The sequence below is a fragment of the Amycolatopsis circi genome, from assembly GCF_003385235.1.
GTDB lineage: Bacteria > Actinomycetota > Actinomycetes > Mycobacteriales > Pseudonocardiaceae > Amycolatopsis > Amycolatopsis circi.
In genome coordinates, this window is the sequence record NZ_PQIA01000066.1 from 13,804 (window position 1) to 37,315 (window position 23,512).

Here is a 23,512-nt window from a genome sequence, read left to right on the forward strand (position 1 = left end):
AAGAAGGAGAACGAACAATGAGGTTCACTCGAGGAATCCGCACCGTCGCCGCGGCGGCCGGGGCCGCCGTGCTCGCGTTCGGCGTCGCCGCCTGCGGGTCCAGCGCGAAAACCGTCGACCAGCAGGCAGGCGGGTCCGCGGGCGCGCTGGTCGGCGTGACGATGCCGACCAAATCGTCCGAACGCTGGATCCACGACGGCGACAACATCAAGGCCGCGCTGGAAAAGCTCGGCTACCAGGTCGACCTGCAGTACGCCGAGAACGACATCCCCACCCAGGTCAACCAGATCGAGAACCAGCTGACCAAGGGCGCGAAGCTGCTGGTCGTCGCCTCGATCGACGGCACCGCGCTCACCACCCAGCTGCAGGAGGCCGCCGACCGCAAGGTCCCGGTGATCGCCTACGACCGGCTCATCCGCAATTCGCCCGCCGTCGACTACTACGCCACCTTCGACAATTTCAAGGTCGGGGTCGAACAGGCGAACTCGCTGGTCAAGGGCCTCGGCGACGGGCCCGGGCCGTTCAACATCGAATTGTTCGGCGGTTCGCCCGACGACAACAACGCGACGTTCTTCTTCAACGGCGCCATGTCCGTGCTCAAACCGCTGATCGACAGCAAGAAACTGGTCGTAAAGAGCGGCCAGACCGCCTTCGCCACCACCGCGATCCTGCGCTGGGACCCGGCCACCGCGCAGCGGCGCATGGAAGACCTGCTCACCAAGACCTACGGCGGCGGTGCGAAGGTCCAAGGCGTGCTCTCGCCTTATGACGGCCTGTCGATCGGCATCCTGTCCGCGCTCAAGAGCAACGGCTACGGCTCGGCCGGACAGCCCTACCCGGTGGTCACCGGACAGGACGCCGAAGTCGCCTCGGTCAAGTCGATCATCGCGGGCGAGCAGTACTCCACCGTCTTCAAGGACACCCGCAAACTCGCCGACGTCACGGTGAAAATGGCCGACTCCGTCCTCAAAGGACAGAAGCCCGCGGTCAACAACACCACCGACTACGACAACGGCAAGAAGGTCGTCCCGGCCCAGCTGCTGCAGCCGGTCGTGGTCGACAAGTCCAATTACCAGAAGGAACTGCTCGACTCCGGTTACTACACGGCGGGCCAGCTGAAATGACCGAACTGCTCGGCATGCGCGGGATCACCAAGACCTTCCCCGGCGTCACCGCGCTGTCCGACGTCACGCTCTCGGTGCGGCGCGGGGAAATCCACGCCGTCTGCGGCGAGAACGGCGCCGGGAAATCCACGCTGATGAAGATCCTGTCCGGCGTTTACCCGCACGGCAGCTACGACGGCGAGATCACCTTCGACGGCGAGGACTGCGCGTTCGGGTCCATCCGGGACAGCGAACGCCGCGGCATCGTGATCATCCACCAGGAACTCGCGCTGTGCCCGCAGCTTTCGGTCGCCGAGAACATCTTCCTCGGCAACGAGCGGGCCAAGCGCGGCTGGCTCGACTGGAACCGGACGAACCACGAGGCCGCCGACCTGCTGCGCCGCGTAGGGCTGCGGGAGAACCCGGTCACGCCGGTGCGCGACCTCGGCGTCGGCAAGCAGCAGCTGGTCGAGATCGCCAAAGCCCTGTCCAAGCGCGTCAAACTGCTCATCCTCGACGAGCCGACCGCCGCACTCAACGACGACGACTCGGCGCATCTGCTCTCGTTGCTGCGCGAACTGCGCGACGACGGCGTCACCTGCGTGATCATCTCGCACAAGCTCGGCGAGGTCACCGCGATCGCCGACACCGTCACGATCCTGCGCGACGGCAAGACGATCGAAACGCTCGACGCCGCCGAGCTGAGCGAGGAACGCATCATCACCGGCATGGTCGGTCGCGACCTCGAACACCGTTTCCCGCCAAGGGAACCGGACATCGGCGACGAGGTGCTCCGGATCGAGGACTGGACCGTGCACAGCCCGAGCCAGCCCGGCCGGGTCGTGGTGGACGAGGCGAACCTGACGCTGCGCCGCGGCGAGATCGTCGGCCTGGCCGGATTGATGGGCGCGGGCCGCACCGAACTCGCCATGAGCGTCTTCGGCCGCTCCTACGGCACGAACATCTCGGGACGGCTGGTCAAGGACGGCAAGGAGATCACCCTCCGGTCCGTCCGCGACGCCATCCGCAACGGCATCGCCTACGCGACCGAAGACCGGAAACTGTACGGGCTCAACCTGATCGACGACATCCAGCGCAACACCACCGCGGCCGGACTGCGCACCGTGGCCCGCCGCGGCTGGATCGACGAGCACGCCGAACACGACGTCGCCGCGCGCTTCCACCGAGACCTGCGGATCAAGGCGCCGTCGGTGCGCAGCGTCACCGGCAAGCTGTCCGGCGGGAACCAGCAGAAAGTCGTGCTGGCCAAGTGGATTTTCACCGACCCGGACGTGCTCATCCTCGACGAGCCCACCCGCGGCATCGACGTCGGCGCGAAATACGAGATCTACACGATCGTCAACGAGATGGCCGCACAAGGGAAAGCGGTCCTCGTGATCTCCTCCGAACTCCCCGAACTGCTCGGCCTCTGCGACCGCATCTACACGCTTTCCGCCGGCCGGATCACCGGCGAGGTCGCCCGCGCCGAGGCCACCCAGGAACTGCTCATGCGACACATGACGAAGGAACGGCCATGACCACCACGAACCCGGTGCGGCCCGCCGATCCGGCCGCCCCGCCCTCGGGGCGCAGCCCCCGGCGGATCTCGATCAACCTGCGGCAAAGCGGCATCTACGTCGCCTTCGCGCTGATCGTGGTCCTGTTCGAGGCCATCACCGGCGGCGCGCTGCTCGAACCGCAGAACATCTCGAACATCATCGTGCAGAACTCCTACGTGCTGATCCTCGCCGTCGGGATGATCCTGGTGATCATCTCCGGGCACATCGACCTGTCCGCGGGCTCGGCCGTCGCGATGACCGGCGCGGTCGCCGCGGTCCTCACGGTCAACCTCGGACTGCCGTGGCCGCTCGCTGTCGTGATCACCCTCGTCGTCGGCGCGGTGATCGGCGCTTGGCAGGGGTATTGGGTGGCCTACTTCGGCATCCCCGCGTTCATCGTGACCCTCGCCGGGATGCTCGCCTTCCGCGCGCTCACTCTCACCGTGCTCGGCAACCAGGGCATCGGCCCGTTCCCGGACGCCATCCGCACCCTGTCCAACGGCTTCACCGGCGGCTACCTCGGCAACATCGGCCTCGGCCCGCTCGGCGGCGCCGACCTCTTCAGTCTCCTGGCCGGCGTGGTCGTGATCGCCGGAATCGTGCTCACCCAATGGCGCAAACGCACCGCACGGCTCGGCTACGGCCAGGAAGTCGACCCGTTCCCGCTGTTCGTGCTGAAAATCGCCGTCGCCGCCGCGCTCGTGCTCGCCGTCGTCGTGCAGCTGGCCCGCTTCCGCAATCTGCCCTGGGTGCTCGTCCTGCTCGCCGTGCTCGTGCTCGGCTACTCCCTCGTCGCCGGGAAGTCCGTGTTCGGCAGGCATGTCTACGCCATCGGCGGGAACCTGCAGGCCGCGACCCTGTCCGGGGTCAAGGTCAAATCCGTGACGTTCTGGGTTTTCGTGAACATGGGCGTCCTGGCCGCCCTGGCCGGCATCATCTTCGCCGGCCGCCTCAACCAGGCCGGACCGACCGCGGGCGTCAACTTCGAACTAGACGCCATCGCCGCCGCGTTCATCGGCGGCGCCGCGGTCCAAGGCGGTGTGGGCAAGGTCGTCGGAGCCATCACCGGCGGCCTGATCATGGCGGTGATCAACAACGGCATGTCGCTGGTCGGCGCGCCCAGCGAACGCGTCATGCTGGTCAAGGGCGCGGTCCTGCTGGCCGCGGTCGCCTACGACATCTGGACCAAACGCCGCGCCGGAGCCGCCGCCCGCTGACCTCCGGTGGGCGGCGGTTCGGTGCCGCCCACCGGGGCTCCGCGAGCCGCAGGGCGAAGAACTCCGCTTCCGCCGCGTCGGCTCGGCGCTGGCCCACGACTCCCTCACGTGCGCGATGTGCGTACGCATGAGTTTCTCGGCCAGTCCGGCATTCCCACCATGGAACGCTCGGTCCGCCTCGGTGTACGCGACCAGGCCACCCGCCGCGGCTTCGTCCACAATGGCCTGAGCCATCGCGACCTGGATGCCGCGCCAAGACCGGTTCACCGTGCTCCACCAGTGTGCCATGTGACACTTCACTGAGCCTCTGGCACGGCTCTTCCCCCTTTCGCAAGCGTCGACGTACCGCGCGACGTCAGCGGTCAGTCCACTGTGGACACACCAGTGGAGCCGCTTCTCGCCTCGCTTCCTATGACCTGGGTCACTCCACTCCCATGCAACCTCCTCGGCACCACGAGGCCTGTACCCCGTGTGGAGCGAGACCCGAGCGGTGCGTGGTGGGAGGACGAGTTCGTCGCGTACGTCACGGCGTCCTCGGGTTCCCTGCGCGCCACCGCGTTCGTCCTCTGCGGAGACTGGCACCGGGCCGACGACCTGCTGCAGGTCACCTTCCTCAAGCTCTACCGCGTGTGGCCGAGGCTGTCCCGGCGGGGCGAGCTGGACGCCTACGTCCGGCGGATGGTCGTGCGCGCGTTCCTGAACGAAAACCGGCGGAAGTGGCGGTCGCGCGAGCATCTTTCCGCAGAGCTGCCGGACGTCAGCACGGCACCGGAGCCCGACCACGCCCAGCGGCTTTCCGTGCGCGCGGCGCTCGACGGCGTCCCGCCGAAACAACGCGCGGTCCTCGTGCTGCGTTTCTGGGACGACCTCAGCGTCCACGAGACCGCGGCCGCTCTCGGCTGCACGGCCGGAACCGTCAAGAGCCAGTCCGCGCGCGGGCTGGCGACCCTGCGCAAACTCCTTGATCCCAGTCAGCTCGGGCACCTGGCGTCCCAGGAGAGGCGGGCATGAACGACGAAGAAGCACGCGCGGTGATCCTGCTCGCCGGGCCGGTGGACGAGCCGCCGCCCGGCGTGGATCCCGAGCAGCTGCTGTCGAAAGGCCGCGAGCAACGCCGGCGGCGGAACCTCGTCGTGGTCAGCGGGAGCGCCCTGACGACGGCACTGCTCGTAGTCCTGGTGACAGCGATGGCAGGCCAAACCAGTCCGGCCACCGCGCCGCAGATCGTCCAGCCTGCTGTCGCGCCGACCACCGGAACCCTGCCAGCCCCCAGCACCACCGGCCGCACCCCGGATCCGACGCCCGGCAGCAGTTCCCCCGGCAGGCCCCCCGGAACCACCCCGAACCTCACGACGACCACTGGCAGCCACCAGACCAGCACCAGCCACCGCTGACCGGTCCGCCAGTGCCCGCTCCACAAGAAAGAACCCTCTTGACGACACTCGCCGAACCAACCGCCTTCACCCCGTCGGCGACCCGCTGGCACCAACGCCCGTACGTCCGGGCGATCGGCGTCTACCTGTTCATCCGCGTGTTCAGCATCGCGCTGCTCGCGCTGTTCGCCACGAGGACCGGCCAGCCCCTCATCGGTCGACTGACGGCTTGGGACGGACAATTCTACTTGGACATCGCCGACTACGGCTACTTCGGCACCACACGCGGCCTGTACGACGCGGCGGGGAACTACGCGCCCTACACGCCGCTCGCGTTCTTCCCGGCGTACCCGACGCTGCTCCGCGTCCTCTCGCCGATCACGTTGGGCAGCACCGTTTTGGCCGGACTGCTGGTGAGCACGGTCGCCGGATGCCTCGCCGCGGCCGCGATCTTCCGGCTGGCACAGCGGATCGACGGCCGAACGCGCACCGGTTTGCTGCTGGTAGCGCTGTGGGCCGGGGCACCGCTCGCCATCACGCAGTCCATGGTCTTCACCGAAGCGCTGTTCACCGCCTTCGCCGCCTGGACGCTCGTCGGAGTCGTCGAGCGCCGCTGGCTGCTGGCCGCCGCGTGCTGCCTGGGCGCGGGCCTCACCCGTTCGACCGCGGCGGTCCTCATCGCCGTCGTCGGCGTCGCCGCGGTGATCGCCTTCCTCCGCACCCGCGACCGCTGGAAGACCATGATCTGCGCGGTCCTGTGCCCGCTCGGTCTGCTCGGCTGGTGGGTCTACGTCGCGATCTGGACCGGCAGCCCGACCGGCTGGTTCGACCTCGAATGGGACAACTGGCGCACCCGCTTCGACGGAGGCCGCGAGGCGGCGGAATTCTCCTGGCAGAAACTGGCATCCGGTTCTTCGGTGATGGAGACGTTGACGGTCTTCATCGTGCTGGGCGCGGCCGTGCTCGCCGTCCTGCTGGCCAAGACGCTGCGCCCGCTGTCGCAGTGGTGGCCGCTTGCCGCCTACGGCTCCGGGATCGTGGTGCTGGTCGTGGGCACCGCGGGCCTTCCGACCGTCAAGCCGCGCTTCCTGATCCCCGGTTTCATCCTGCTGTTCCCGATCGCCCGCGGTCTCGCCGCCCGCCGCCCAGGCACCGCTGTGGCCGCGACGGCCGCCTTCGTCTTCCTCGGCTGCTGGTTCAGCGCCTACTCCCTCACCGGCTGGCGCTACGTCATCTGACCCCGCCATAAAGGACTTCAGGATCGCCTAAACGCCCGATTGACGCCCGCATGGCTGTTCTATTAGGTCCGTGAGGGGAACCCTGAGGGACTCAGAGTCCCTCAGGGTTCCCCTCACGGACAGCACACCCCGCACCGGCCTCGCCAACCCCCCTGGCATTGCGGGGCAGGGGCGCATCGGACGAGGCGGCGACCTCGGCGCAGGAAAAGATCACAACGCCGTAGGCGGCCAGGCAGGCAGCGCGGCGGTCCGCGGCCGGAGAGCGGGCATCGCGCGGGGCTCGACGCCGATCTCCGCCATAGCGCGCCGGTAGATTTCGTGGCGGCGGCGGGCTTCCCCGATCCGGCCCGCCGTGATCAGCACCTTGATCAGGTTCAAGTGCGCCTGCTCGTCGTAGGGGTCGTCCTCGAAGAGGCGCAAGGTGTGGCGGACGACCTCGTCCACGTCGCCGCTGGTCTGGCAGTGGTGGATCAGGGCGCGCAGTACCGCCTGATGCAAAGCGCGCAGTTCTTCGACCGTGTGCTGAGCCCAGTCGGCATACGGATCGTCTTCGAGAAAGTCGCCCGCGTAGAGGCCGACGGCCCGGTACATCAGGGCCACAGCATCGGTCCGGCCCGCGCGATGCGCTTCCACCGCGGAAACGGCGGTCCGGCGGAACTCCGCGACATCAATGCTCACCAGGTTCGCGTCCAGCCAGACCGACGTGCCGTCGGTGCGCAACGGCTGCGGATCGTCTTTGACCGGCTGCAGAACCTGTCGCACGGTGCTGAGCAGCACCGACAACCGGTTGCTGGACTTGCCGGGATCGACGTCGGGCCACAGGACTTCCATCAGCTGGTCTCGAGGCGCGGGCCTGCTGCGCGAAACGAGGACCTTCAACAGGTCTCGCGCCTTGCGTGACTGCCACGCCGTCCTCGGCACGGCAACGCCGTTTCGGGTGACCCGGAAATTGCCCAGCGCGTGGATCGCCACGGTGTGCGGCGCTTCGGTTGCCGAGCGAAGCCCGTTCGCGCCGCACTCGACATCCGGATCGAGGCCGTGCGCAGGCACCACGGCCAGGGTGCCGCCGGCAGCGAGGCCGGGCATGGAGACGGTCGCGGCGTCCCAGCCGAGCGCGGCGCCTTCCGGACTGAGGCCGGTCTCTCCTCGCGTCTCGGCGCCTTGCCGCGGCACGTCCGCACCGGTTGCCGATCCGGGTGCGGCGAATGCCTTCGGGCTATCCGTCGAGGCGGTGTTAGGCAAGCTTAGTCGCATTGATCTCACCTGGAATGCCTTCGCCTTGTTAGTCTTTTCCCGTCGAACGCCAGGACTTCCCGACAACAAGTGGCCGGAAAACCCGGCGGCACCCCCCCATTGCCGAAGCGACCGCAGGTGGCTCAGACCATTCCCCCGCCTCGGCGGCCGCCTCCCGGTCTTCCCGTCCCCTGCCGAGCCCGCGCCCGCTATCCGGCCCCCGCCGCTTTCCTCCGGCCGGAATCCGCCGTCACAGCGGACGACTGATACCGATTCCGCCGCTTCCGCGAAGTCCTGGGTATGCCGGATGCTCATCCGCGCCCTTCGTCGAGGGAGTGCTTGGTCTGCCCACATCCAGTCGTTCAAAATCGCACCCCGTTACCCCAGGAAAGGAAATTGCTCCATTCGTGGTATTCACCCCCGAATGGAGCAGCGGGCCGCGGATTAACCGCCGCCGAATGCCCTTAAGGGAACGCTAAGCCGGCCGGAAACCCCATTTCTTAACCTTCCGTCCGTCCACGAATCGCAGCCGGAAGAGGTGGCTCGGATGACGGCGCAGGACGAGGCGAACTACGAGGTCTACTGCCTCGCCGACCGGCTGTTCTACGACCAGCCGACCCGTCACGCCGGCGAAAGCACGGACTTCGCGGCTACTGCGCGCACGGTTCCGCACGGTTGGGCACACGAGTCCAGCGACACCTGGATGTACTACGCGCCCGAGGAGGCGCCGCTTCCGGCACAAGGCTGGAAGATCCATGTGTCGTCCCGGCTGGAGGACGCCGAACGGGTGCTGGACACGGTCTGGGAATTCTGCGAAAGCAACCGTATTGCCTTCAAATTCTTGCGCAGCAGAAATGTCGTGGTGCTGTTCAACGCCAAATCGGCATTCCGGGGATCGAGCGGAAAACTGGTCACTATTTACCCGGATTCGGACACCCGCTTCGAGGCCGTGCTCGCCGAACTGGACGGCCTGCTTCACGGGGTGGCGGGTCCGTACATCCTCAGCGATCTTCGCTACGGCGACGGGCCGCTGTATGTGCGGTACGGCGGCTTCACCGAGCGTTTCTGCGTATCGGAGAACGGCGAGCGCGTACTCGCCATCGAAAACGCCGAGGGTGCGCTGGTGCCCGATGTGCGCGGCCCCACGTTCGCGCTGCCGCCGTGGATTCCGCTGCCGTCGTTCCTCGAGCCGCACCTCGCCGCCCGTGCGGCCGTCACCACCGCGGATCTGCCGTACGCGATCGAGAGCGCGATGCAATTCTCCAACGGCGGCGGCGTTTACCTCGGCCGGGACACTCGCACCGGCGACCAGGTCGTGCTCAAGGAGGGCCGGCCGTACGCGGGCCTCGACGTGGCCGGCCGCGACGCAGTGACCCGGATCGGGCACGAGCGCGACATGCTGACCCGTCTCGCCGGGCTCGACGTGGTGCCCGCGGTACTCGACTGCTTCGAACTGGGCGAACATCAGTTCCTCGTCGAGGAGTTCGTCGACGGCAACCCGTTGCAGCGCCTGCTGGTGCACCGTTATCCCCTGACCCACCCCGATCCGGAGCCGGAGAAGCTGGCCGAGTACATCGAGTGGGCGCTGGGCATGCTGGCCAAGGTCTCCGCCGCCGTGGACGCGCTGCACGGACGCGGCGTCGTGTTCGGCGACTTGCACCCGGAGAACATCCTGGTCACGGCCGAGGGCCGGCTGGTGCTGATCGACTTCGAGGTCGCCACCCTGGCGGAAGAGGACGCCCGCTCGTCGCTCGCGCACCCGGCGTTCTCCGCGCCCGCCGACCGGCTCGGCGCCGAGGTGGACCGGTACGCGCTCGCCTGCATGCACCTGGGCATGTTCGCTCCGCAGGCCACCATCACCACGCGGTTCGACCCCGGCAAGGCCCGGCAGATCGCGGCATACGCGGCCGAGGTCTTCCCGTTGCCGCCGGGCGCGCTGGACGAGTCCGTGCGCATCATCGAGGGCGAGGAGCCGGGGCCGTCCCGGATGACCGGGCTTCCGCTGCCCGGAGTGTCCACTTGGGACGATGTGCGGGCCGCGCTGCGAACCTCGATCCTCGCGTCCGCCACGCCGGACCGCGACGACCGCCTTTTTCCCGGCGACATCGCGCAGTTTCTGCCCGGAGGCGGCATCAGTGTCGCGTACGGCGCGGCTGGCGTGCTGTACGCACTCTCCGCCACCGGTGCGGGACGCTTCCCCGAACACGAGGACTGGCTGCGCAAACACGCGTTGACGCCGGCCGACGGCGCCGCCATCGGCTTCTACAACGGCCTCCACGGTGTCGCGTATGTCCTAGCGGAACTGGGGCATCGGCAAGACGCGCTGAGAATCGTCGAACGCTGTCTCGCGATGCCCGCGGACGCGGCCGAACTCGGCTTGCACAGTGGGCTGGCCGGCATCGGGCTCAATCTCCTGCACTTCCGGACCGACGTCGGCCTCGAGCCCGCGCTGTCGGTGGTCGACCAAGTCTCCGACCGGCTGGGCGGCGTGACCGACGTCCCCGAAATCAGCGGCGGCGACCATCCCCGGGCCGGGCTGATGTTCGGATCGGCCGGACCAGCGTTGCTGTTTCTGCACGCCTACGAAGAAACGAGCGACCTAGACCTGCTCGATCGCGCGGAAATCGCGCTGCGCCAAGACCTTCGCCGCTGCATCCGCGCCGAGGACGGCACTGTGCAGGTCGACCAAGGCTGGCGGACCCTGCCCTACCTCGACGAGGGCTCGGTCGGGATCGCGCTGGTGCTGGAACGCTATCTGCGCCACCGCCCGGACGAAGAACTCGGCGAAATGCTGGCCAGGCTGCGCGGGGTCACCCGGAGCGCCTACTTCGTGCAGTCCGGCCTTTACACCGGCCGGGCCGGGATGCTCCTGGCCGCCGAACCGTCCGGAGTGGACGCTTTGGCCCGGGGTTTGGGCTGGCATGCGGTGCCCTGCGGAGACGGGCTCGCGTTCCCCGGCGACCAGTTGTTGCGCCTGTCGATGGATTTCGCGACCGGGACGGCGGGCGTGCTGTTCGCGCTCGGCTCGGTGCTGCACGAACAACCGGTGCGGCTCCCGTTCCTGGCCGGCCCCGAGAACCCGGATGCCACTGGGCATTCGTCAAGTGACGATCAATCGAAGGAGGTGTAATCACATGGCACTTCTCGACCTGCAGGGCATGGAGGCTCCCGGCGGCAAGGGCGGGGGCGGCGGTTCCACGCTGACCGTTCTGGGCTGCGCGTCGCACACGCCGAGCAACGTGAGCCTGTTGCTCTGCCACTGACGCTCGACGGGTCCTGGGCGGATTTGGTCTCCGCCCAGGACCCACCCTTAGCGAAAGGAGCGGCCGTGCTTGCCGAACGCCTGCCGATTGTCGACGACCTGCACGGCTACCTCGTGCCCGATCCCTACCGGTGGCTCGAAGACGCCGCCGGCGCGCAGACCCGGCGCTGGCAGTCCGCCGAGGACGACCGCTGGCGCGCGCACGCCGCCGCCCTGCCCGGACGCGAGCGGCTGCACCGGGACGTGCGGCGGCTGAGCGCGATCGGGGTGGTGACGGCCCCGCTTTGGCGCGGCGATCGGCAGTTTTTCCTGCGGCAGGAACCCGGTCAGGAACACCCGGTGCTCTATGTGTCCGAATCGGACGGTGCGCAGCGGGCGCTCGTCGACCCGATGGCGTTGGACAGCGACGGCCTGGTGACGCTCGACGCGTGGCATCCCAGCCACGACGGCACCCGCCTGGCTTTCCAGCTCTCCTGCGGTGGCACGGAGAACTCCGTTCTGCACGTGCTTGACGTCGGCTCGGGCGAACCGCTCGACGGACCGATCCACGGATGCCGGTACACGCCGGTCGCGTGGCTGCCCGGAGCCGACAGCTTCTGTTACGTCCGGGAGCGGCGCGTGTGGCGGCACCGGATCGGCTCTCCGGTCGAGCGGGACGTCGCGGTGAGCGGCCGAACCGGGTCGCTCGGGCTGGAAATCGATCGGGACGGCCGGTGCCTGGTGCTTGCCGAAGGCACCGGTTTGTGGCTCGTCGACCCTGACACCGGCGCGGAGCGGACCGTCCACGAAGAACCGGACGGCCGCGCGGCCGCGTTGCCCCACAAGGATCTTCTGTACCTCCTCACCGATAAGGGCGCACCGCGCGGCCGCGTGTGCGTGGCCGATGTGTCCACACCCTCGCAGTGGCGCGAGTTGATCCCGGAAGATCCGGCGGCGGTGATCAGCGACATGGCGGTGCTGGACGATTTCCTTGTAGTGAGCCGGATCCGGCACGCGATCGGCGAGATGAGCCTGCACGACCTCAGGACCGGCGACCGGGTCGCCGACGTGCCGTTGCCCGGCGCCGGATCGTTGGGGTCGGTGTCCACGCGCGGCAACGAGGCGTGGTTCAGCTACACCGACAGCGTGACCCCGGGCGCGGTCTACCGATACGACGCCGAAACGCGTCAGACGAAGCTCTGGGCGGGAACGCCCGGCATGAAAGTGCCCGACGTGCTCAGCCGGCAATTGACCGCCACGTCCTCGGACGGCACCCCGATCCGCGTCGTAGTCCTCGCGAAGCCCGGCACCGGACCGCGTCCGACGATTCTCTACGGTTACGGCGGTTTCGGCGTTCCGCTCACGCCGTCCTACTCCAGTTACATCCTCGCGTGGGTCGAGGCGGGCGGCGTTTTCGCGTCCGCTCAGGTGCGGGGCGGCGGCGAGGAGGGGGAAGAATGGCACCGCGACGGAATGCTCGACCGCAAGCAGAATGCCTTCGACGACTTCGTTTCCGCGGCCGAGCACTTGATCGCCGAGGGCTGGACGACGCCGGCGCACCTCGGCATCTGCGGCGAGTCCAACGGCGGCTTGCTGGTGGCGGGCGCGCTGACCCAGCGCCCGGAACTGTTCGCCGCCGCGGTGTGCTCGGCGCCGGTGCTCGACATGGTGCGGTACGAGCGGTTCGGCCTCGGTCCGCAGTGGCGCGAGGAGTACGGCTCCGCCGCGGATCCCGAGCAATTGGCTTGGCTGCTGGGCTATTCGCCCTACCACCGGGTGGAGGGAGGCGTCGCTTACCCGGCGGTGCTGTTCACGACGTTCGGCGGAGACACCCGGGTAGACCCGATGCACGCGCGCAAGATGTGCGCGGCGCTGCAGTGGGCGACGACGAGCGGACGGCCGGTGTTGCTGCGCCATGAACCCGACGCCGGTCACGGCGCGAGTTCCGCTAGCCGGGCGATGCGGCTGGCGGGCGACCTGCTCGCGTTCCTCGCCGAGCACACCGGGCTGGACCTCTCATGATCACTTTCGGCGACGTGGTGCGGCGCGCGGGCGGCTGGCTGCCGTTGATCGGACTCGCCGGCCTCGTCGGAAGCCTCGGCACCCTCGCGTTGCCCACCGTGCTGGGCCACGCGGTCGACGCGCTGATCACCGGGCACAGCCGCGGTGTCTGGGTGGTCGCCGCCGGGATCCTGATCGCGGTCAACGTCGTCTTCGACGTAGTCGACGCCTATGCGGGCACCGCTTGCGTCGCCGGGACCACGGCGTGGCTGCGAGATCGCGTCGTGCGGCACGTGCTCGCGATCGGTCCGGCCCGCTCCGCCCGGTTCGAGACCGGCGACCTGGTCACGCGGGTCTCCGGCAGCGCCGTCGAGGCCGCGCAAGCCGGGCCCGCCGTCGTCACGACGATTTCGGCGGCACTGCCCCCGATCGGCAGTCTCGTACTGCTGGCCTGGATCGATCTGTGGCTCGCTCTCGCCTTGCTGGTCGGTCTCGCGCTGGTGGTGGTCGTGTTGCGGACATTCGCGTTGCGCAGCGCGGCGGTGATGGTCGCCTACCAGCAGACGCAAAGCGCGATCGCGGCCCGGCTCGCCGAATCCCTCGGCGGGGCCCGGACAATCGCCGCCGCGGGCACGGTCGGCGCGGAGGAACGCCGGGTGCTGGCGGACCTGCCGAAGCTGCACGAACACGGTGCCGGAACTTGGAACGTCCTGGCGCGTTCCAGCGCGCAAGCCACTTTGGTCGGCCCGCTCGTGCTGGTCGCCGTGCTCGCCGCCGGCGGCCTCGAGTTGCTGCGCGGCCGGATCACTCCCGGCGAACTGTTCGCCGCCAGCCAGTACGCGGTGATCGGCGGCGGGCTCGGCGCGTTGACCGGGGTCTTCAGCAGGCTCGCCCGCGCCAAGGCGGGAGTGCGCCGGGTCGGCGAAGTGCTCGCGGCCGAACCGGTTTCCTATGGCGCCGAAGCGTTGCCGGACGGCCCGGGCACCGTCGAATTCCGCGGTGTGACTGTGCGCGCGGAGGACACGGTGTTGCTGGAGGACGTGCACCTGAGCGTCCCGGGCGGGGCGGCGGTGGCGGGCGTCGGCGCGTCCGGAGCGGGCAAGTCGGTGCTCGCGGAGGTCGCCGCGCGCCTGCGCACGCCGGACGAAGGCGAGGTCCTGCTCGACGGAGTCGCGCTGGCGGCGCTGGATCATCGCACGCTGCGGACCGCGGTCGGATGCGCGTTCGAGCGGCCGGTGCTCGTCGGCGCGTCGATCGGGGACGCAGTGGCTGCCGGGCGGGAGATCGACGTGCGGGCCTCGGCGCGCGCCACCCACGCGGACGAGTTCGTCAACCGGCTCCCGGACGGCTATGCGACACCGCTGGCCGAAGCACCCATGTCCGGCGGCGAGTACCAGCGACTCGGACTGGCCCGCGCGTGGCCCGCCCAGCGGCTGCTGGTCCTCGACGACGCGACGTCCAGCGTGGACATGGTCACCGAGATGCAGATCGCCCGCACTCTCACCGACGACCACGGCGAACGCACCCGGCTGATCGTCACCCACCGCGCGGCGACCGCGGCCCGCGCCGACCTGGTGGTCTGGCTGGCCGAGGGCAAGGTCGCCGCGACCGGCACCCACGACGAACTGTGGGCGCGGCCCGATTACCGGGAGGTCTTCGGATGAAGCGCGAAATATCCTTTGGCCTCAAGGCGATGCCGCGCGGACCGGTGGTGGCGTTGCTGCTGTGGTCGGTGCCCGAGGCGCTGCCCGCCGCCCTCTCCGGCTTCGCGGTCGCGCACGCGGTCGACTCGGGTTTCCTGGCCCATCGCCCGGCCGTGGGCCTCGCGTGGCTCGGCCTGCTGCTCGTGGCCGCCGGGTTGGGCGCCATCGGCTCACGACAGGTGTACCGGCTGCTCGGTGCGCTGGTCGAACCGTTTCGCGACACCCTCGTGCGCAAGGTCGTCGGCGGGGCGCTGGGGCACGCGGTGCGCGGGCGCGCCGACGACGGGGCCATCGCGCGCCTGACCCACCAGGTCGAGATCGTCCGGGACACCTATGCCGGGCTGATCGTCGTGCTGCGCGGGTTCCTCGTCACTGTCGTGGGAGTCGTAGTCGGAATGGGGTCGGTCGACCCGGTCATCGTGGCCTTGCTGCTGCCGCCGTTCCTACTGGGTCTCGGCCTTTTTCTGGGCACGCTCCGCTTCGCCGCCGAACGATTCCGCCGATCGGTGCACGCCGACGAGCGCCTCGCGGTCACCGCGGGGGCCGTGCTGGCCGGCACTCGCGACATCGCCGCGACCGGTGCCGAAGAGCATTCCGCGGACCTGGTCGCCGGGCCGATCCGGGCGCAGGCCGACGCCGAGCGCGCGATCGCCACCGTAACGGCGGCCCGCACTCTCTGCCTGGCGGTCGGCGGCTGGGTGCCGCTGGTCGTCCTGCTCGTCGCCGGACCGTGGCTGGTCAGCCGCGGCCTGACCGCCGGTGCCGTGATGGGCGGTCTCACCTACGTCCTCATCGGACTCCAGCCGGTGTTGCGCAACCTGATGACCGCGGTCGGCGGCAGCGGCCTGCGGTACGCCGTCACCGTCGGCCGCATCCTCGACGCCGCCGAGCTGCCCGCCGAACCAGAGCGTCGTGCCGAGGCCGGCCGCAGCGGCGAACTGACCGTCCGCGACCTCACCTTCGCCTACGGCTCGCATGCCGAACCCGTGCTGAGCGGGCTCGATCTCGTCGTAGCGCCGGGTGACCACCTGGCCATCGTCGGTCCCAGCGGCATCGGCAAGTCGACGCTGGCCGGTCTGCTCTGCGGGTTGCTGCGCCCCACCGCCGGCGCGGTCCTGCTCGGCGACGTACCGGTCTCGGACTTGTCCGCGCAACGGCTTGCTCAGGTGCGCACGCTCATCCCGCAGGAGGCCTACGTCTTCGCGGGCACCGTGCGGGACAACCTGACCTACTTCGCGCCGGACGCCACCCCCGAGCGAGTGGCGCAGGCGGTCGCCGAGATCGGCGCCGACGAACTCGTGGCGCGACTCGGCGACGAAATCGTGCCGTCGGCGTTGTCGGCAGGCGAGCGGCAGCTGATCGCATTGGTGCGCGCCTACCTTTCGCCGGCCTCGGTGGTGGTCCTGGACGAAGCGACCTGCCATCTCGACCCGGCAGCGGAACGCCGGGCAGAGGAGGCGTTCGCCCGACGAGACTGCACGTTGATCGTGATCGCGCACCGGATCAGCTCGGCGTTGCGCGCTCGCCGGGTGCTGGTGCTCGACGGCACCGGCGCCGTCGCCGGAGATCACCGGACGCTGCTGGAAACCTCTCCGCTCTACCGGGACCTGCTCGGTCACTGGAACCCCGATCGCCGCCTGGAGGAAGTGTGACGACCGCCAATCCGCTCGCGCCGCTCACGGCCGACGAGATCGCGGCCGCGTCCGCGATTCTCAAAGGCGCCAAGGGACTCGGCGCCATGGTGCGGTTCATCAGCATCGAACTGCACGAGCCGGCCAAACGCTCGGTGCTCGACGGGGTTCCGGTCGAGCGCGAGGCGTTCGCGGTCCTGCGCGACCGGGACAGCCGCACCACGATCGAGGCCGTAGTCTCGATCACCCGAGGGGAACTGTTGTCCTGGCAAGAGATTCCCGGCGCGCAGCCGGGCTTCTCCCGCGACGAGTTCGCCGACTGCGACGCGGTCCTGCGCTCCGACCCGGGTTTCCAAGAGGCGTTGCGCCGCCGGGGAATCACCGACTTGGACTCGGTCGCGATCGACCTGTGGGCGGCAGGTAACACCGGCCCGGCCGAGGACCCGGCACGGCGGCTGATGCGCCCGCAGGTCTATGTGCGGCAAGGGATTTACGACAATCGCTACGCTCACCCGGTCGAAGGGCTGACCGCACTGGTCGACATCGACCGGATGGAGGTCGCGGAACTCGTCGACCACGGCGTCGTGCCGATCCCGCCACGGCACGGCAACTACATTCCGGAGCTGGTCACCGGCGAGATCGAGGGCTATCCGGACAACGTGCCGGCGTTCGCCGCGACCCGCGGGGATCTGCGACCGCTGGAAATCACGCAGCCGGACGGCCCGAGCTTCACGCTGGACGGCTACGAGCTGAGCTGGCAGCGCTGGCGCCTGCGCGTCGGCTACACCATGCGGGAAGGCCTGGTGCTGCACCGGATCGGGTACGACGACGGCGGCCGAGAGCGGCCGATCGTGTACCGGGCCTCGATGTCGGAGCTGTACGTGCCCTACGGAGATCCGAACCCGTCGCAGCGGGTGAAGAACGCCTTCGACATCGGCGAGGGCGGCATCGGGCCCTGGCTGAACTCGCTCGCGCTGGGCTGCGATTGCCTCGGCGAGATCCGCTACCTGGACGTCGTGATGTGCGACGACGACGGCGCTCCCGTGACGCTGCCCAACGCCATTTGCGTCCACGAGGAGGACGACAACCTGGCGTGGAAGCACACGGACGGCAACCTCGGGCACGCCGAGACTCGTCGGCAACGCCGGCTCGTGGTCTCCTGCTGGGCCACAGCGAACAACTACGACTACGGATTCTTCTGGTACTTCTACCTCGACGGCACCATCGAGTTCGAGGTGAAGCTGACCGGCATCGTCTCCACCGGTGCGTACGAGGGCGATGCTCCGCTGTATGGCACCGCGGTCGCTCCCGGCCTGTACGCGCCGAACCATCAGCACTTCTTCAACATGCGGCTGGACATGTCCGTCGACGGCGAGCACAACAGTGTGTACGAAGTGGACACAGTCGCCGTGCCGGGATCCGAGCAGCACAACGCCTTCGCCGCGCAGCCGACGCTGCTCGCCCGGGAAAGCCAGGCACAGCGACTGGTCGACCCGCTCGCCGGTCGCAATTGGACAGTCGTCAACCCGTCGGTCCGCCACCACACCGGCCGCCCGGTCGGCTACCAGCTGATGCCCGGGACGAACATCCTGCCGCTGGCCCAAACCGGGTCGCAGACGAGCAGGCGCGCGGGCTTCGCGTACCGGCATTTGTGGGTCACCGCCTACGATCCGGACCAGCGCTACGCGTCCGGCGATTACCCCAACCAGCGACCCGACGACGCCGGACTCGTCGAATACGTCCGAGCCGACCGGCCGCTCGTGGATACCGATGTCGTTGTCTGGTACACGTTCGGAGCGAACCACGTGCCGCGCCCGGAAGACTGGCCGGTGATGCCGGTGTCCAAAGCGGGCTTCCATCTCAAGCCAGTGGCGTTCTTCGCCGCGAACCCGGCGCTGGACCTGCCGAGGCCCGGACATCACTGCTGAGGCATCCGACGGAGCGGGGGGTAGCGCCGTTCGTCTCCGCGACGCGCTCAGCACCCTGAACCTGTCCAACGGCCCGGTCGCCACGTTCGACCTTCCGCCCGCCAGCCTTCCTGTTCGCCGCAGCCCTGGCGACCAGGAAGGCTAGTCGGCCGGTCCGGTGCCCCCGCCGGAGCAGCATCGCGGCAAGGTCCGGCACCGGCTCACGGCGGACGCCGCGTACCGCGTCTGCCACAGCGGGGTTCCTCGGCAACGCGGCGCGCGGCGGCCCGGCCTGTCGCGGCGCTTGCCAGAGCGCTCTGCCGAGACAGGCCGGGCCGGACGGCTCTTCGCTCCCGACCACCGTCCGTGAAGGACCCCTTGGGGGAATCTGATTCCCTCAAGGGGTCCTTCACGGACTTTCGGTATCGCGCGCCAAGCCCGTCCGCAGGAAAGACCCCCTGCGCACCGCCGACGCCGCACCCCCGCTGAGAACCCCCAGCGGGCTGCGCCGAAGTGCACCCGCGGCACAGACCGCTGTCCCGCAGCGCGTCGGCGTACCTCAGCTCAGCGCCCCCGCCCGAGTTCGAGCGGCTATGGTTCCGACGTTACGGAGGCTGGCTCCGGCTACTGCCCGGCGAACACCGGCCACCGCCGAAAGGTGCTGCTTGCCCCGTCCTCGGCGGCGGCACCGTGTTAGGCCCACCGGCAGGTCGTCCTCGATTCAGGGACGCATCACCGGACTCCGCACTGAGCAACCGCTTACACTCAATGGACGACGGGCGGACTCACCGGCCGGCGCGGGACTAGAGGAGGATCGCCGGATGACCACGCTCTCGGCCGACCTGTGGCCCGACGTGCAGCCCGAGACCGCGCGCCGGCTGATGCTCGCCGGGGTGGAGTCGTTCGCCGAGCGCGGCTACCACGCCACCACCACGCGGGACATCGCCGGCGCGGCGGGGATGAGCCCGGCCGCGCTGTACGTGCACTTTCCCTCGAAAGCCGCGTTGCTTTTCGCCATCAGCCGCAACGGCCACGAGCAGACGCTCGCCCTCGTCGAAGACGTGATCGGGCGCGTCACCGGTCCGGTGGAGCGGATGCGGCTGCTCGTCGAGGATTTCGTCGCCTGGCACGCGCGGCGGCACACCGTCGCGCGGGTCGTGCAGTACGAGCTGAATGCGTTGCCGGAGAAGGAATATCAGGTCGTCGCGCAACTGCGCCGGAAGATCGAGCAGCGCGTGCGCGAGGTGATCGCCGACGGGGTCGAGTCCGGCGCGTTCACCGTCGGCGACGTCGGGATCGCGGCGCGGGCCGTGCTGTCGCTGGGCGTCGACGTCGCGCGCTGGTACAGCGAACGAACCCGGCAGACGCCCACCGAACTCGGCAAGGAGTACGGCGAGCTGGTCCTCCGCATGCTCGGCGCGAGCTAGAGCGCCAGCACCAGTTTGCCCCGCGCCTGCCGGGATTGGCTCAGTTCCAGCGCGGCGCGCCAGTCGTCCAGCGGGAAAATCCGGGACACCGGAATCGAAAACCGTCCGTTCGCCGCGAGCGACGCGAACTCGCCGAGCACGTCGTAGCGCGGCTGGGCACCCGAGCTGACAATGGTCTGTACGCCGGGTTCGTCCGAGCTGAGATCGAGCGTCAGCACGTGTCCGGGTTCTTTGACGGTGCGCACGAGTTCGGCGACCGCGCCGCTGAACGGCGCCGCGTCCAGCACGAGGTCGACCGGTCCCCCGGCCAGCGTCGTCACGCGGTCGGCGATTCCATCGTGGTAGCTGGTGACTTCCGCGCCAGCTGAGCGGAGCGCCTCGGCGTGCGTCTCACCCGCGGTGACCAGGACGCGCGCCCCGCGCAGGAGTGCGATCTGTGCGGCGGCGAACCCGGTGGTGGTGCCCGCGCCATGCACAAGAAGAGTGCTTCCGGAGCCGACGCCGAGTGCGTCGAGCGCCGCATAAGCCGTGCCGGTCGCCATCGGCAACGCGGCAGCTTGGACCGCATCGAGCCCGTCCGGGCGCGGGAACCACGAATCGAGCAACACCAGCTCGGACGCACCCGCGGTCGGTCCGGTGAACGGCGCGCAACCGAACAACTGGTCGCCTACCTCGACGCCGGTCACGCCGTCACCGAGCGCGTCGACCGTGCCGGACACCTCCAGCCCGATCCCGCGCGGCAGGTCACCGGCGAACAGGCCCTCGCACAACGCCCAGTCCGCCGGATTCAGGCCACACGCCTGGACCGCGACGCGAATCTGGCCTGGCCCGGGGTTCGGGGCCGCCGCGTCCTCGACCCGCAGTACCTCGGCAGCCGGGCCGTGCTCGTGAAAACGAAGGGTGCGCATCCGAGTCTCCTCGCGAGTGATGACAGAAGCTGTCGTCACTGACGCTACCAGAGTGATGACAGCATCTGCTGTCGCTACACTGGGCGCATGGCGCGATGGGAGGGCAACACCCGGAACCGGCTCGAGCAGGCCGCGCTGGCGTTGTTCGAGGAGCAGGGCTACGACCGCACTACGGTCGCGCAGATCGCGCAGCGGGCGAACCTCACCGAGCGGTCGTTCTACCGCTGGTTCGCGGACAAGCGGGAAGTGCTGTTCGGCGGCAGCCAGGAGCTGGAAACCGAATTCAGCACCGCGATCGACGCCGTCCCGCCCGGCACCGCCGCATTGCCGACGCTGCTGGCCGCATTCGCCACCGCGCCGCGCGTATTCCGTCCGCGCGAATTCCTGCTGCGCCGGGCAACCGTGATCGCCGCCAATCCCCCGCTGCGCGAACGGGAACTGATCAAACTCGTCACGATTTCGGAAACGCTCACCGCTGCGTTGCGCGATCGCGGCATCGATCCCGAAACCGCGCGCCTGGCCACGGATCTCGGCCTGTCCGTGCTGCGACTGGCCACCGAACGCTGGATGGCCGAGGAACACCGTGACAGCAACGGTTTCCCCGAGGCGTTGTCAGCAGCCGCCGTGGACCTGCTCGCCGTCGCCGCCGACGGGATTCCCGGCTGAAACGGCCCGCGCGAATCGTTCCGCGATGTTCGCCAGGCGGCCGGTCAATTCCGGCGGCGCGTCCTCCACCACGAAGTCGAATTCCCACTGCGCGAGGTAAAACGGAATGTAGTCGAAGGTTTTCGCGCCGGTGCGCAATCGGCAGGTTTCGTCGTCGATCGGCTCGATCACCGCCGTAGTCGGCGAAACCCGCGCGGCCAGCACTTCCGCCGGAGCCGACACGCGCAACGTCACGATGTGCGGGTACGGCGCGGTCGCGATCCGGCTCGACACATACGCGGCGAGGTCTTCCGCCGGCGGTTCCCTTGGCGTGAAACGGAAACTGGGCGTCGGGACACCGTCGATGCGGTCCAGTCGGAAGGTGCGCCAGTCGTCGCGGCCGAGATCCCACGCCACGAGGTACCAGCGCCAGCCGGCGTGCACGAGCCGCAACGGTTCCACGTCGCGTTCGGTCACGTCGCCCTTTTGAGTGCCGTACGTGAACCGCAGCCGTTCGCTGTCCCGGCACGCGGCCGCGACCACGGTGAGCAACTCCGCGTCGATCGTCGGCGCGCCGCCGGGGATCCGGATCATCGCCGAATCCATCGCCCGCACCCGGTGCCGCAGCCGCGCGGGCAGCACCTGTTCGAGTTTCGCCAACGCGCGCACGGACGTCTCCTCGATGCCCGACACCGTGCCGTTCGCCGCCGTACGCAGTCCGACCGCCACCGCGACCGCCTCGTCGTCGTCCAGCAACAGCGGCGGCAACGCGGCACCGGACCCCAGCCGGTACCCGCCCGCGACTCCCGGCGTCGCGTGCACCGGATACCCGAGCTGCCGCAGCCGTTCGACGTCGCGGCGAATCGTCCGGACGTCGACCCCCAGCCGGCCCGCGAGGTCCGGACCAGGCCAGTCGCGGCGTGCCTGCAGCAGGGAGAGCAGGCGCAACAGCCGTTCGGAGGTTCCGTACATGCCGAGCACTCTGCCACGCTTTGCGGACAGCATCGGTCCTCGATCGCCAGGACATCGCCGTGCCGTGCGAAAGTGACGCATGCTCGACGACCTGCTCGCAGTCGCCCGCGAAGAGGCGGAAGCCGGAAAGACCGAGGGCGGCGTCCCGATCGGTGCCGCCCTGTTCGACCGGGACGGGAAGCTGCTCGGCCGCGGCCACAACCGCCGCGTCCAGGACGGCGACCCGTCCCTGCACGCCGAAACCGCCGCGTTCCGCGCCGCCGGACGCCGCCCGCACTACCGCGACACGATCATGGTCACGACGCTGTCGCCGTGCTGGTATTGCAGCGGCCTGGTCCGGCAATTCGGCATCCCGCACGTGGTGATCGGCGAATCGCGCACCTTCACCGGCGGCCACGACTGGCTGGCCGAACAGGGGGTCCGCATCGACCTTCTCGACGACCCGGCGTGCGTCGCGCTGATGGCGGAATTCATCGAGCGCGAACCGGCGCTGTGGTTCGAGGACATCGGCGAACCCACTGCCCCGTAACCCAATCCCGGCACGCGTCGCACAGAAATTACCGCCCGACGACCAGCGCGGCAGCTCGGATACCTCAGCGAACCGACGCGACTCAAGCCAACGGCGAAAACTCCAACGGCAACGCGATAATCGAATCCGCGTCGAGGATCTCCTCCGGCGCACCCGGCGGCGGCCACATCCCCTTCGCGTAAAGGTCGCGGCGGATCGCGAGCCGCTCGTCCAAGCTCGCGAACGGCCAGATCTGAATGATCCGGTCCGGCCCGTCGAGCGCGTACATCACCACGGTCAGCGGATCGATCAAATGCCGCGCAGGCAACGCTTCGCGCCAGCCGTCGATCGTCGCGGTCAGCCCGCCCGGCCGCAGGTGATAGTCGCGGATCTCGTACACCGAGCCGTACTTCCCCGGCCGCACCGGCGGAACGAACGGGAACGGCGCGAAACTCTGCAGCGACAGGTCCGTCAGATAGTCGCCGCCGAACGGCTTGCGACTGTGCCGGGCCCGCAGCCGCTCCTCGTCCAGCGCCTGTTGATTTTCGAACCCGCGCAGCACGACCAGCCTGCCGAGCGCGCCGTTCTCCGTCTGCCAGCAGCCCAGCAGCTCGCCATGCCCCTCGACCCACGGCAGCACGCCCTCGACGGCTTTCGGCCCGTCGAGCAGCTGGAAGGACAGGATCGCCAGCTCATAGCGGACGGCCTGCTGTTCCGGGGCGACGTCGGCCCCGCTGATCCGGACCGGTTCGGTCATGACGCTCCCATTCGAAGATCGGCTGCTCCGAGGGCGCCGGTGACCGGGGAGCCGTCTCCAGCTTGACACAGCGTTCCGGCAGCGCCCGC

General features: G+C 69.3%; 19 protein-coding genes. 15 read left to right on the forward strand and 4 right to left on the reverse strand.

Features of this window, described 5'->3' with window-relative positions; translation table 11 throughout:
• Positions 1-17 precede the first annotated feature (17 nt).
• The 6 genes from chvE (at position 18) to D0D37_RS25675 (ending at position 6,490) form a co-directional block, all read left to right on the forward strand.
• Positions 18-1,124, forward strand: coding sequence for a multiple monosaccharide ABC transporter substrate-binding protein (chvE, locus tag D0D37_RS25650; RefSeq protein ID WP_116203132.1), 1,107 nt, complete (start codon positions 18-20; stop codon positions 1,122-1,124).
• Positions 1,121-2,641 (forward strand): multiple monosaccharide ABC transporter ATP-binding protein, encoded by a 1,521-nt coding sequence (gene mmsA / locus D0D37_RS25655; RefSeq protein WP_116203133.1) that lies wholly within the window; start codon positions 1,121-1,123, stop codon positions 2,639-2,641. Before chvE ends, mmsA begins: the two co-directional genes overlap by 4 nt.
• Positions 2,638-3,879, forward strand: coding sequence for a multiple monosaccharide ABC transporter permease (gene mmsB, locus D0D37_RS25660; RefSeq protein WP_116203135.1), 1,242 nt, complete (start codon positions 2,638-2,640; stop codon positions 3,877-3,879). The genes mmsA and mmsB overlap by 4 nt, the downstream gene beginning before the upstream one ends.
• A 471-nt stretch (positions 3,880-4,350) precedes the next feature.
• The gene (locus D0D37_RS25665) at positions 4,351-4,890 is read left to right on the forward strand and encodes a SigE family RNA polymerase sigma factor (RefSeq protein WP_244223676.1); all 540 of its coding nucleotides are present in this window, start codon (positions 4,351-4,353) and stop codon (positions 4,888-4,890) included.
• Positions 4,887-5,273, forward strand: a complete 387-nt coding sequence (locus tag D0D37_RS25670) for a hypothetical protein (RefSeq protein ID WP_116203138.1) — start codon at positions 4,887-4,889, stop codon at positions 5,271-5,273. Before D0D37_RS25665 ends, D0D37_RS25670 begins: the two co-directional genes overlap by 4 nt.
• Before the next feature lie 38 nt (positions 5,274-5,311).
• A complete protein-coding gene (locus tag D0D37_RS25675; RefSeq protein WP_116203140.1) occupies positions 5,312-6,490 on the forward strand; it encodes a hypothetical protein in 1,179 nt (392 codons plus the stop codon).
• 210 nt (positions 6,491-6,700) lie between these two features.
• Here the strand turns inward: D0D37_RS25675 and D0D37_RS25680 are convergent, their stop codons facing one another.
• Positions 6,701-7,663: an AfsR/SARP family transcriptional regulator gene (locus D0D37_RS25680; RefSeq protein WP_162834470.1), complete on the reverse strand. Its 963-nt coding sequence runs from the start codon at positions 7,661-7,663 to the stop codon at positions 6,701-6,703.
• A 607-nt stretch (positions 7,664-8,270) separates the two neighbouring features.
• Between D0D37_RS25680 and lanKC the strand changes: the two genes are divergently transcribed.
• The 7 genes from lanKC to D0D37_RS25715 all read left to right on the forward strand — a co-directional run bounded on the left by lanKC (position 8,271) and on the right by D0D37_RS25715 (position 19,633).
• Positions 8,271-10,853, forward strand: a complete 2,583-nt coding sequence (lanKC, locus tag D0D37_RS25685) for a class III lanthionine synthetase LanKC (RefSeq protein WP_116203143.1) — start codon at positions 8,271-8,273, stop codon at positions 10,851-10,853.
• A gap of 4 nt (positions 10,854-10,857) precedes the next feature.
• Positions 10,858-10,986 (forward strand): SapB/AmfS family lanthipeptide, encoded by a 129-nt coding sequence (locus D0D37_RS25690; RefSeq protein ID WP_116203144.1) that lies wholly within the window; start codon positions 10,858-10,860, stop codon positions 10,984-10,986.
• 65 nt (positions 10,987-11,051) lie between these two features.
• Positions 11,052-12,986 (forward strand): prolyl oligopeptidase family serine peptidase, encoded by a 1,935-nt coding sequence (locus tag D0D37_RS25695; RefSeq protein ID WP_116203145.1) that lies wholly within the window; start codon positions 11,052-11,054, stop codon positions 12,984-12,986.
• Complete coding sequence (locus tag D0D37_RS25700) at positions 12,983-14,629, forward strand: ABC transporter transmembrane domain-containing protein (protein ID WP_116203146.1); 1,647 nt, start codon at positions 12,983-12,985, stop codon at positions 14,627-14,629. The genes D0D37_RS25695 and D0D37_RS25700 overlap by 4 nt, the downstream gene beginning before the upstream one ends.
• On the forward strand, positions 14,626-16,320 hold the full coding sequence (locus D0D37_RS25705) for an ATP-binding cassette domain-containing protein (protein ID WP_116203148.1): 1,695 nt from the start codon (positions 14,626-14,628) through the stop codon (positions 16,318-16,320). The genes D0D37_RS25700 and D0D37_RS25705 overlap by 4 nt, the downstream gene beginning before the upstream one ends.
• Positions 16,317-18,227, forward strand: coding sequence for a primary-amine oxidase (locus D0D37_RS25710; protein WP_116203150.1), 1,911 nt, complete (start codon positions 16,317-16,319; stop codon positions 18,225-18,227). The genes D0D37_RS25705 and D0D37_RS25710 overlap by 4 nt, the downstream gene beginning before the upstream one ends.
• Positions 18,228-19,027: 800 nt before the next feature.
• Positions 19,028-19,633 carry a TetR/AcrR family transcriptional regulator gene (locus tag D0D37_RS25715; RefSeq protein ID WP_116203152.1) on the forward strand — a complete coding sequence of 202 codons (606 nt, stop codon included), beginning with the start codon at positions 19,028-19,030 and terminating at the stop codon, positions 19,631-19,633.
• Here D0D37_RS25715 and D0D37_RS25720 read toward each other — a convergent pair.
• Positions 19,630-20,541, reverse strand: a complete 912-nt coding sequence (locus D0D37_RS25720) for an NADP-dependent oxidoreductase (RefSeq protein WP_116203154.1) — start codon at positions 20,539-20,541, stop codon at positions 19,630-19,632. The two genes, D0D37_RS25715 and D0D37_RS25720, sit on opposite strands and share 4 nt — an antisense overlap.
• 87 nt (positions 20,542-20,628) lie before the next feature.
• Here D0D37_RS25720 and D0D37_RS25725 point away from each other — a divergent pair, with 87 nt between their 5' ends.
• Positions 20,629-21,207 (forward strand): TetR/AcrR family transcriptional regulator, encoded by a 579-nt coding sequence (locus D0D37_RS25725; RefSeq protein ID WP_116203156.1) that lies wholly within the window; start codon positions 20,629-20,631, stop codon positions 21,205-21,207.
• Here D0D37_RS25725 and D0D37_RS25730 read toward each other — a convergent pair.
• The gene (locus D0D37_RS25730; protein WP_116203170.1) at positions 21,154-22,158 is read right to left on the reverse strand and encodes a helix-turn-helix transcriptional regulator; all 1,005 of its coding nucleotides are present in this window, start codon (positions 22,156-22,158) and stop codon (positions 21,154-21,156) included. The genes D0D37_RS25725 and D0D37_RS25730 overlap by 54 nt on opposite strands.
• Positions 22,159-22,237: 79 nt before the next feature.
• Between D0D37_RS25730 and D0D37_RS25735 the strand changes: the two genes are divergently transcribed.
• A complete protein-coding gene (locus D0D37_RS25735) occupies positions 22,238-22,687 on the forward strand; it encodes a nucleoside deaminase (protein WP_116203157.1) in 450 nt (149 codons plus the stop codon).
• A gap of 82 nt (positions 22,688-22,769) precedes the next feature.
• On the opposite strand, the gene D0D37_RS25740 is transcribed toward D0D37_RS25735, so the two are convergent.
• Positions 22,770-23,423, reverse strand: a complete 654-nt coding sequence (locus D0D37_RS25740) for an NIPSNAP family protein (protein WP_116203158.1) — start codon at positions 23,421-23,423, stop codon at positions 22,770-22,772.
• Between the last annotated feature and the right edge of the window lie 89 nt (positions 23,424-23,512).

Coding starts and splice junctions, on each gene's coding strand:
- D0D37_RS25700 (WP_116203146.1), top strand. CDS start 12,983: ATGATCACTTTCGGCGACGTGGTGCGGCGCGCGGGCGGCTGGCTGCCG.
- D0D37_RS25670 (WP_116203138.1), top strand. CDS start 4,887: ATGAACGACGAAGAAGCACGCGCGGTGATCCTGCTCGCCGGGCCGGTG.
- lanKC (WP_116203143.1), top strand. CDS start 8,271: ATGACGGCGCAGGACGAGGCGAACTACGAGGTCTACTGCCTCGCCGAC.
- D0D37_RS25740 (WP_116203158.1), bottom strand. CDS start 23,423: ATGACCGAACCGGTCCGGATCAGCGGGGCCGACGTCGCCCCGGAACAG.
- D0D37_RS25725 (WP_116203156.1), top strand. CDS start 20,629: ATGGCGCGATGGGAGGGCAACACCCGGAACCGGCTCGAGCAGGCCGCG.
- mmsA (WP_116203133.1), top strand. CDS start 1,121: ATGACCGAACTGCTCGGCATGCGCGGGATCACCAAGACCTTCCCCGGC.
- D0D37_RS25715 (WP_116203152.1), top strand. CDS start 19,028: ATGACCACGCTCTCGGCCGACCTGTGGCCCGACGTGCAGCCCGAGACC.
- D0D37_RS25690 (WP_116203144.1), top strand. CDS start 10,858: ATGGCACTTCTCGACCTGCAGGGCATGGAGGCTCCCGGCGGCAAGGGC.
- chvE (WP_116203132.1), top strand. CDS start 18: ATGAGGTTCACTCGAGGAATCCGCACCGTCGCCGCGGCGGCCGGGGCC.
- D0D37_RS25730 (WP_116203170.1), bottom strand. CDS start 22,158: ATGTACGGAACCTCCGAACGGCTGTTGCGCCTGCTCTCCCTGCTGCAG.
- D0D37_RS25720 (WP_116203154.1), bottom strand. CDS start 20,541: ATGCGCACCCTTCGTTTTCACGAGCACGGCCCGGCTGCCGAGGTACTG.
- D0D37_RS25735 (WP_116203157.1), top strand. CDS start 22,238: ATGCTCGACGACCTGCTCGCAGTCGCCCGCGAAGAGGCGGAAGCCGGA.
- D0D37_RS25705 (WP_116203148.1), top strand. CDS start 14,626: ATGAAGCGCGAAATATCCTTTGGCCTCAAGGCGATGCCGCGCGGACCG.
- mmsB (WP_116203135.1), top strand. CDS start 2,638: ATGACCACCACGAACCCGGTGCGGCCCGCCGATCCGGCCGCCCCGCCC.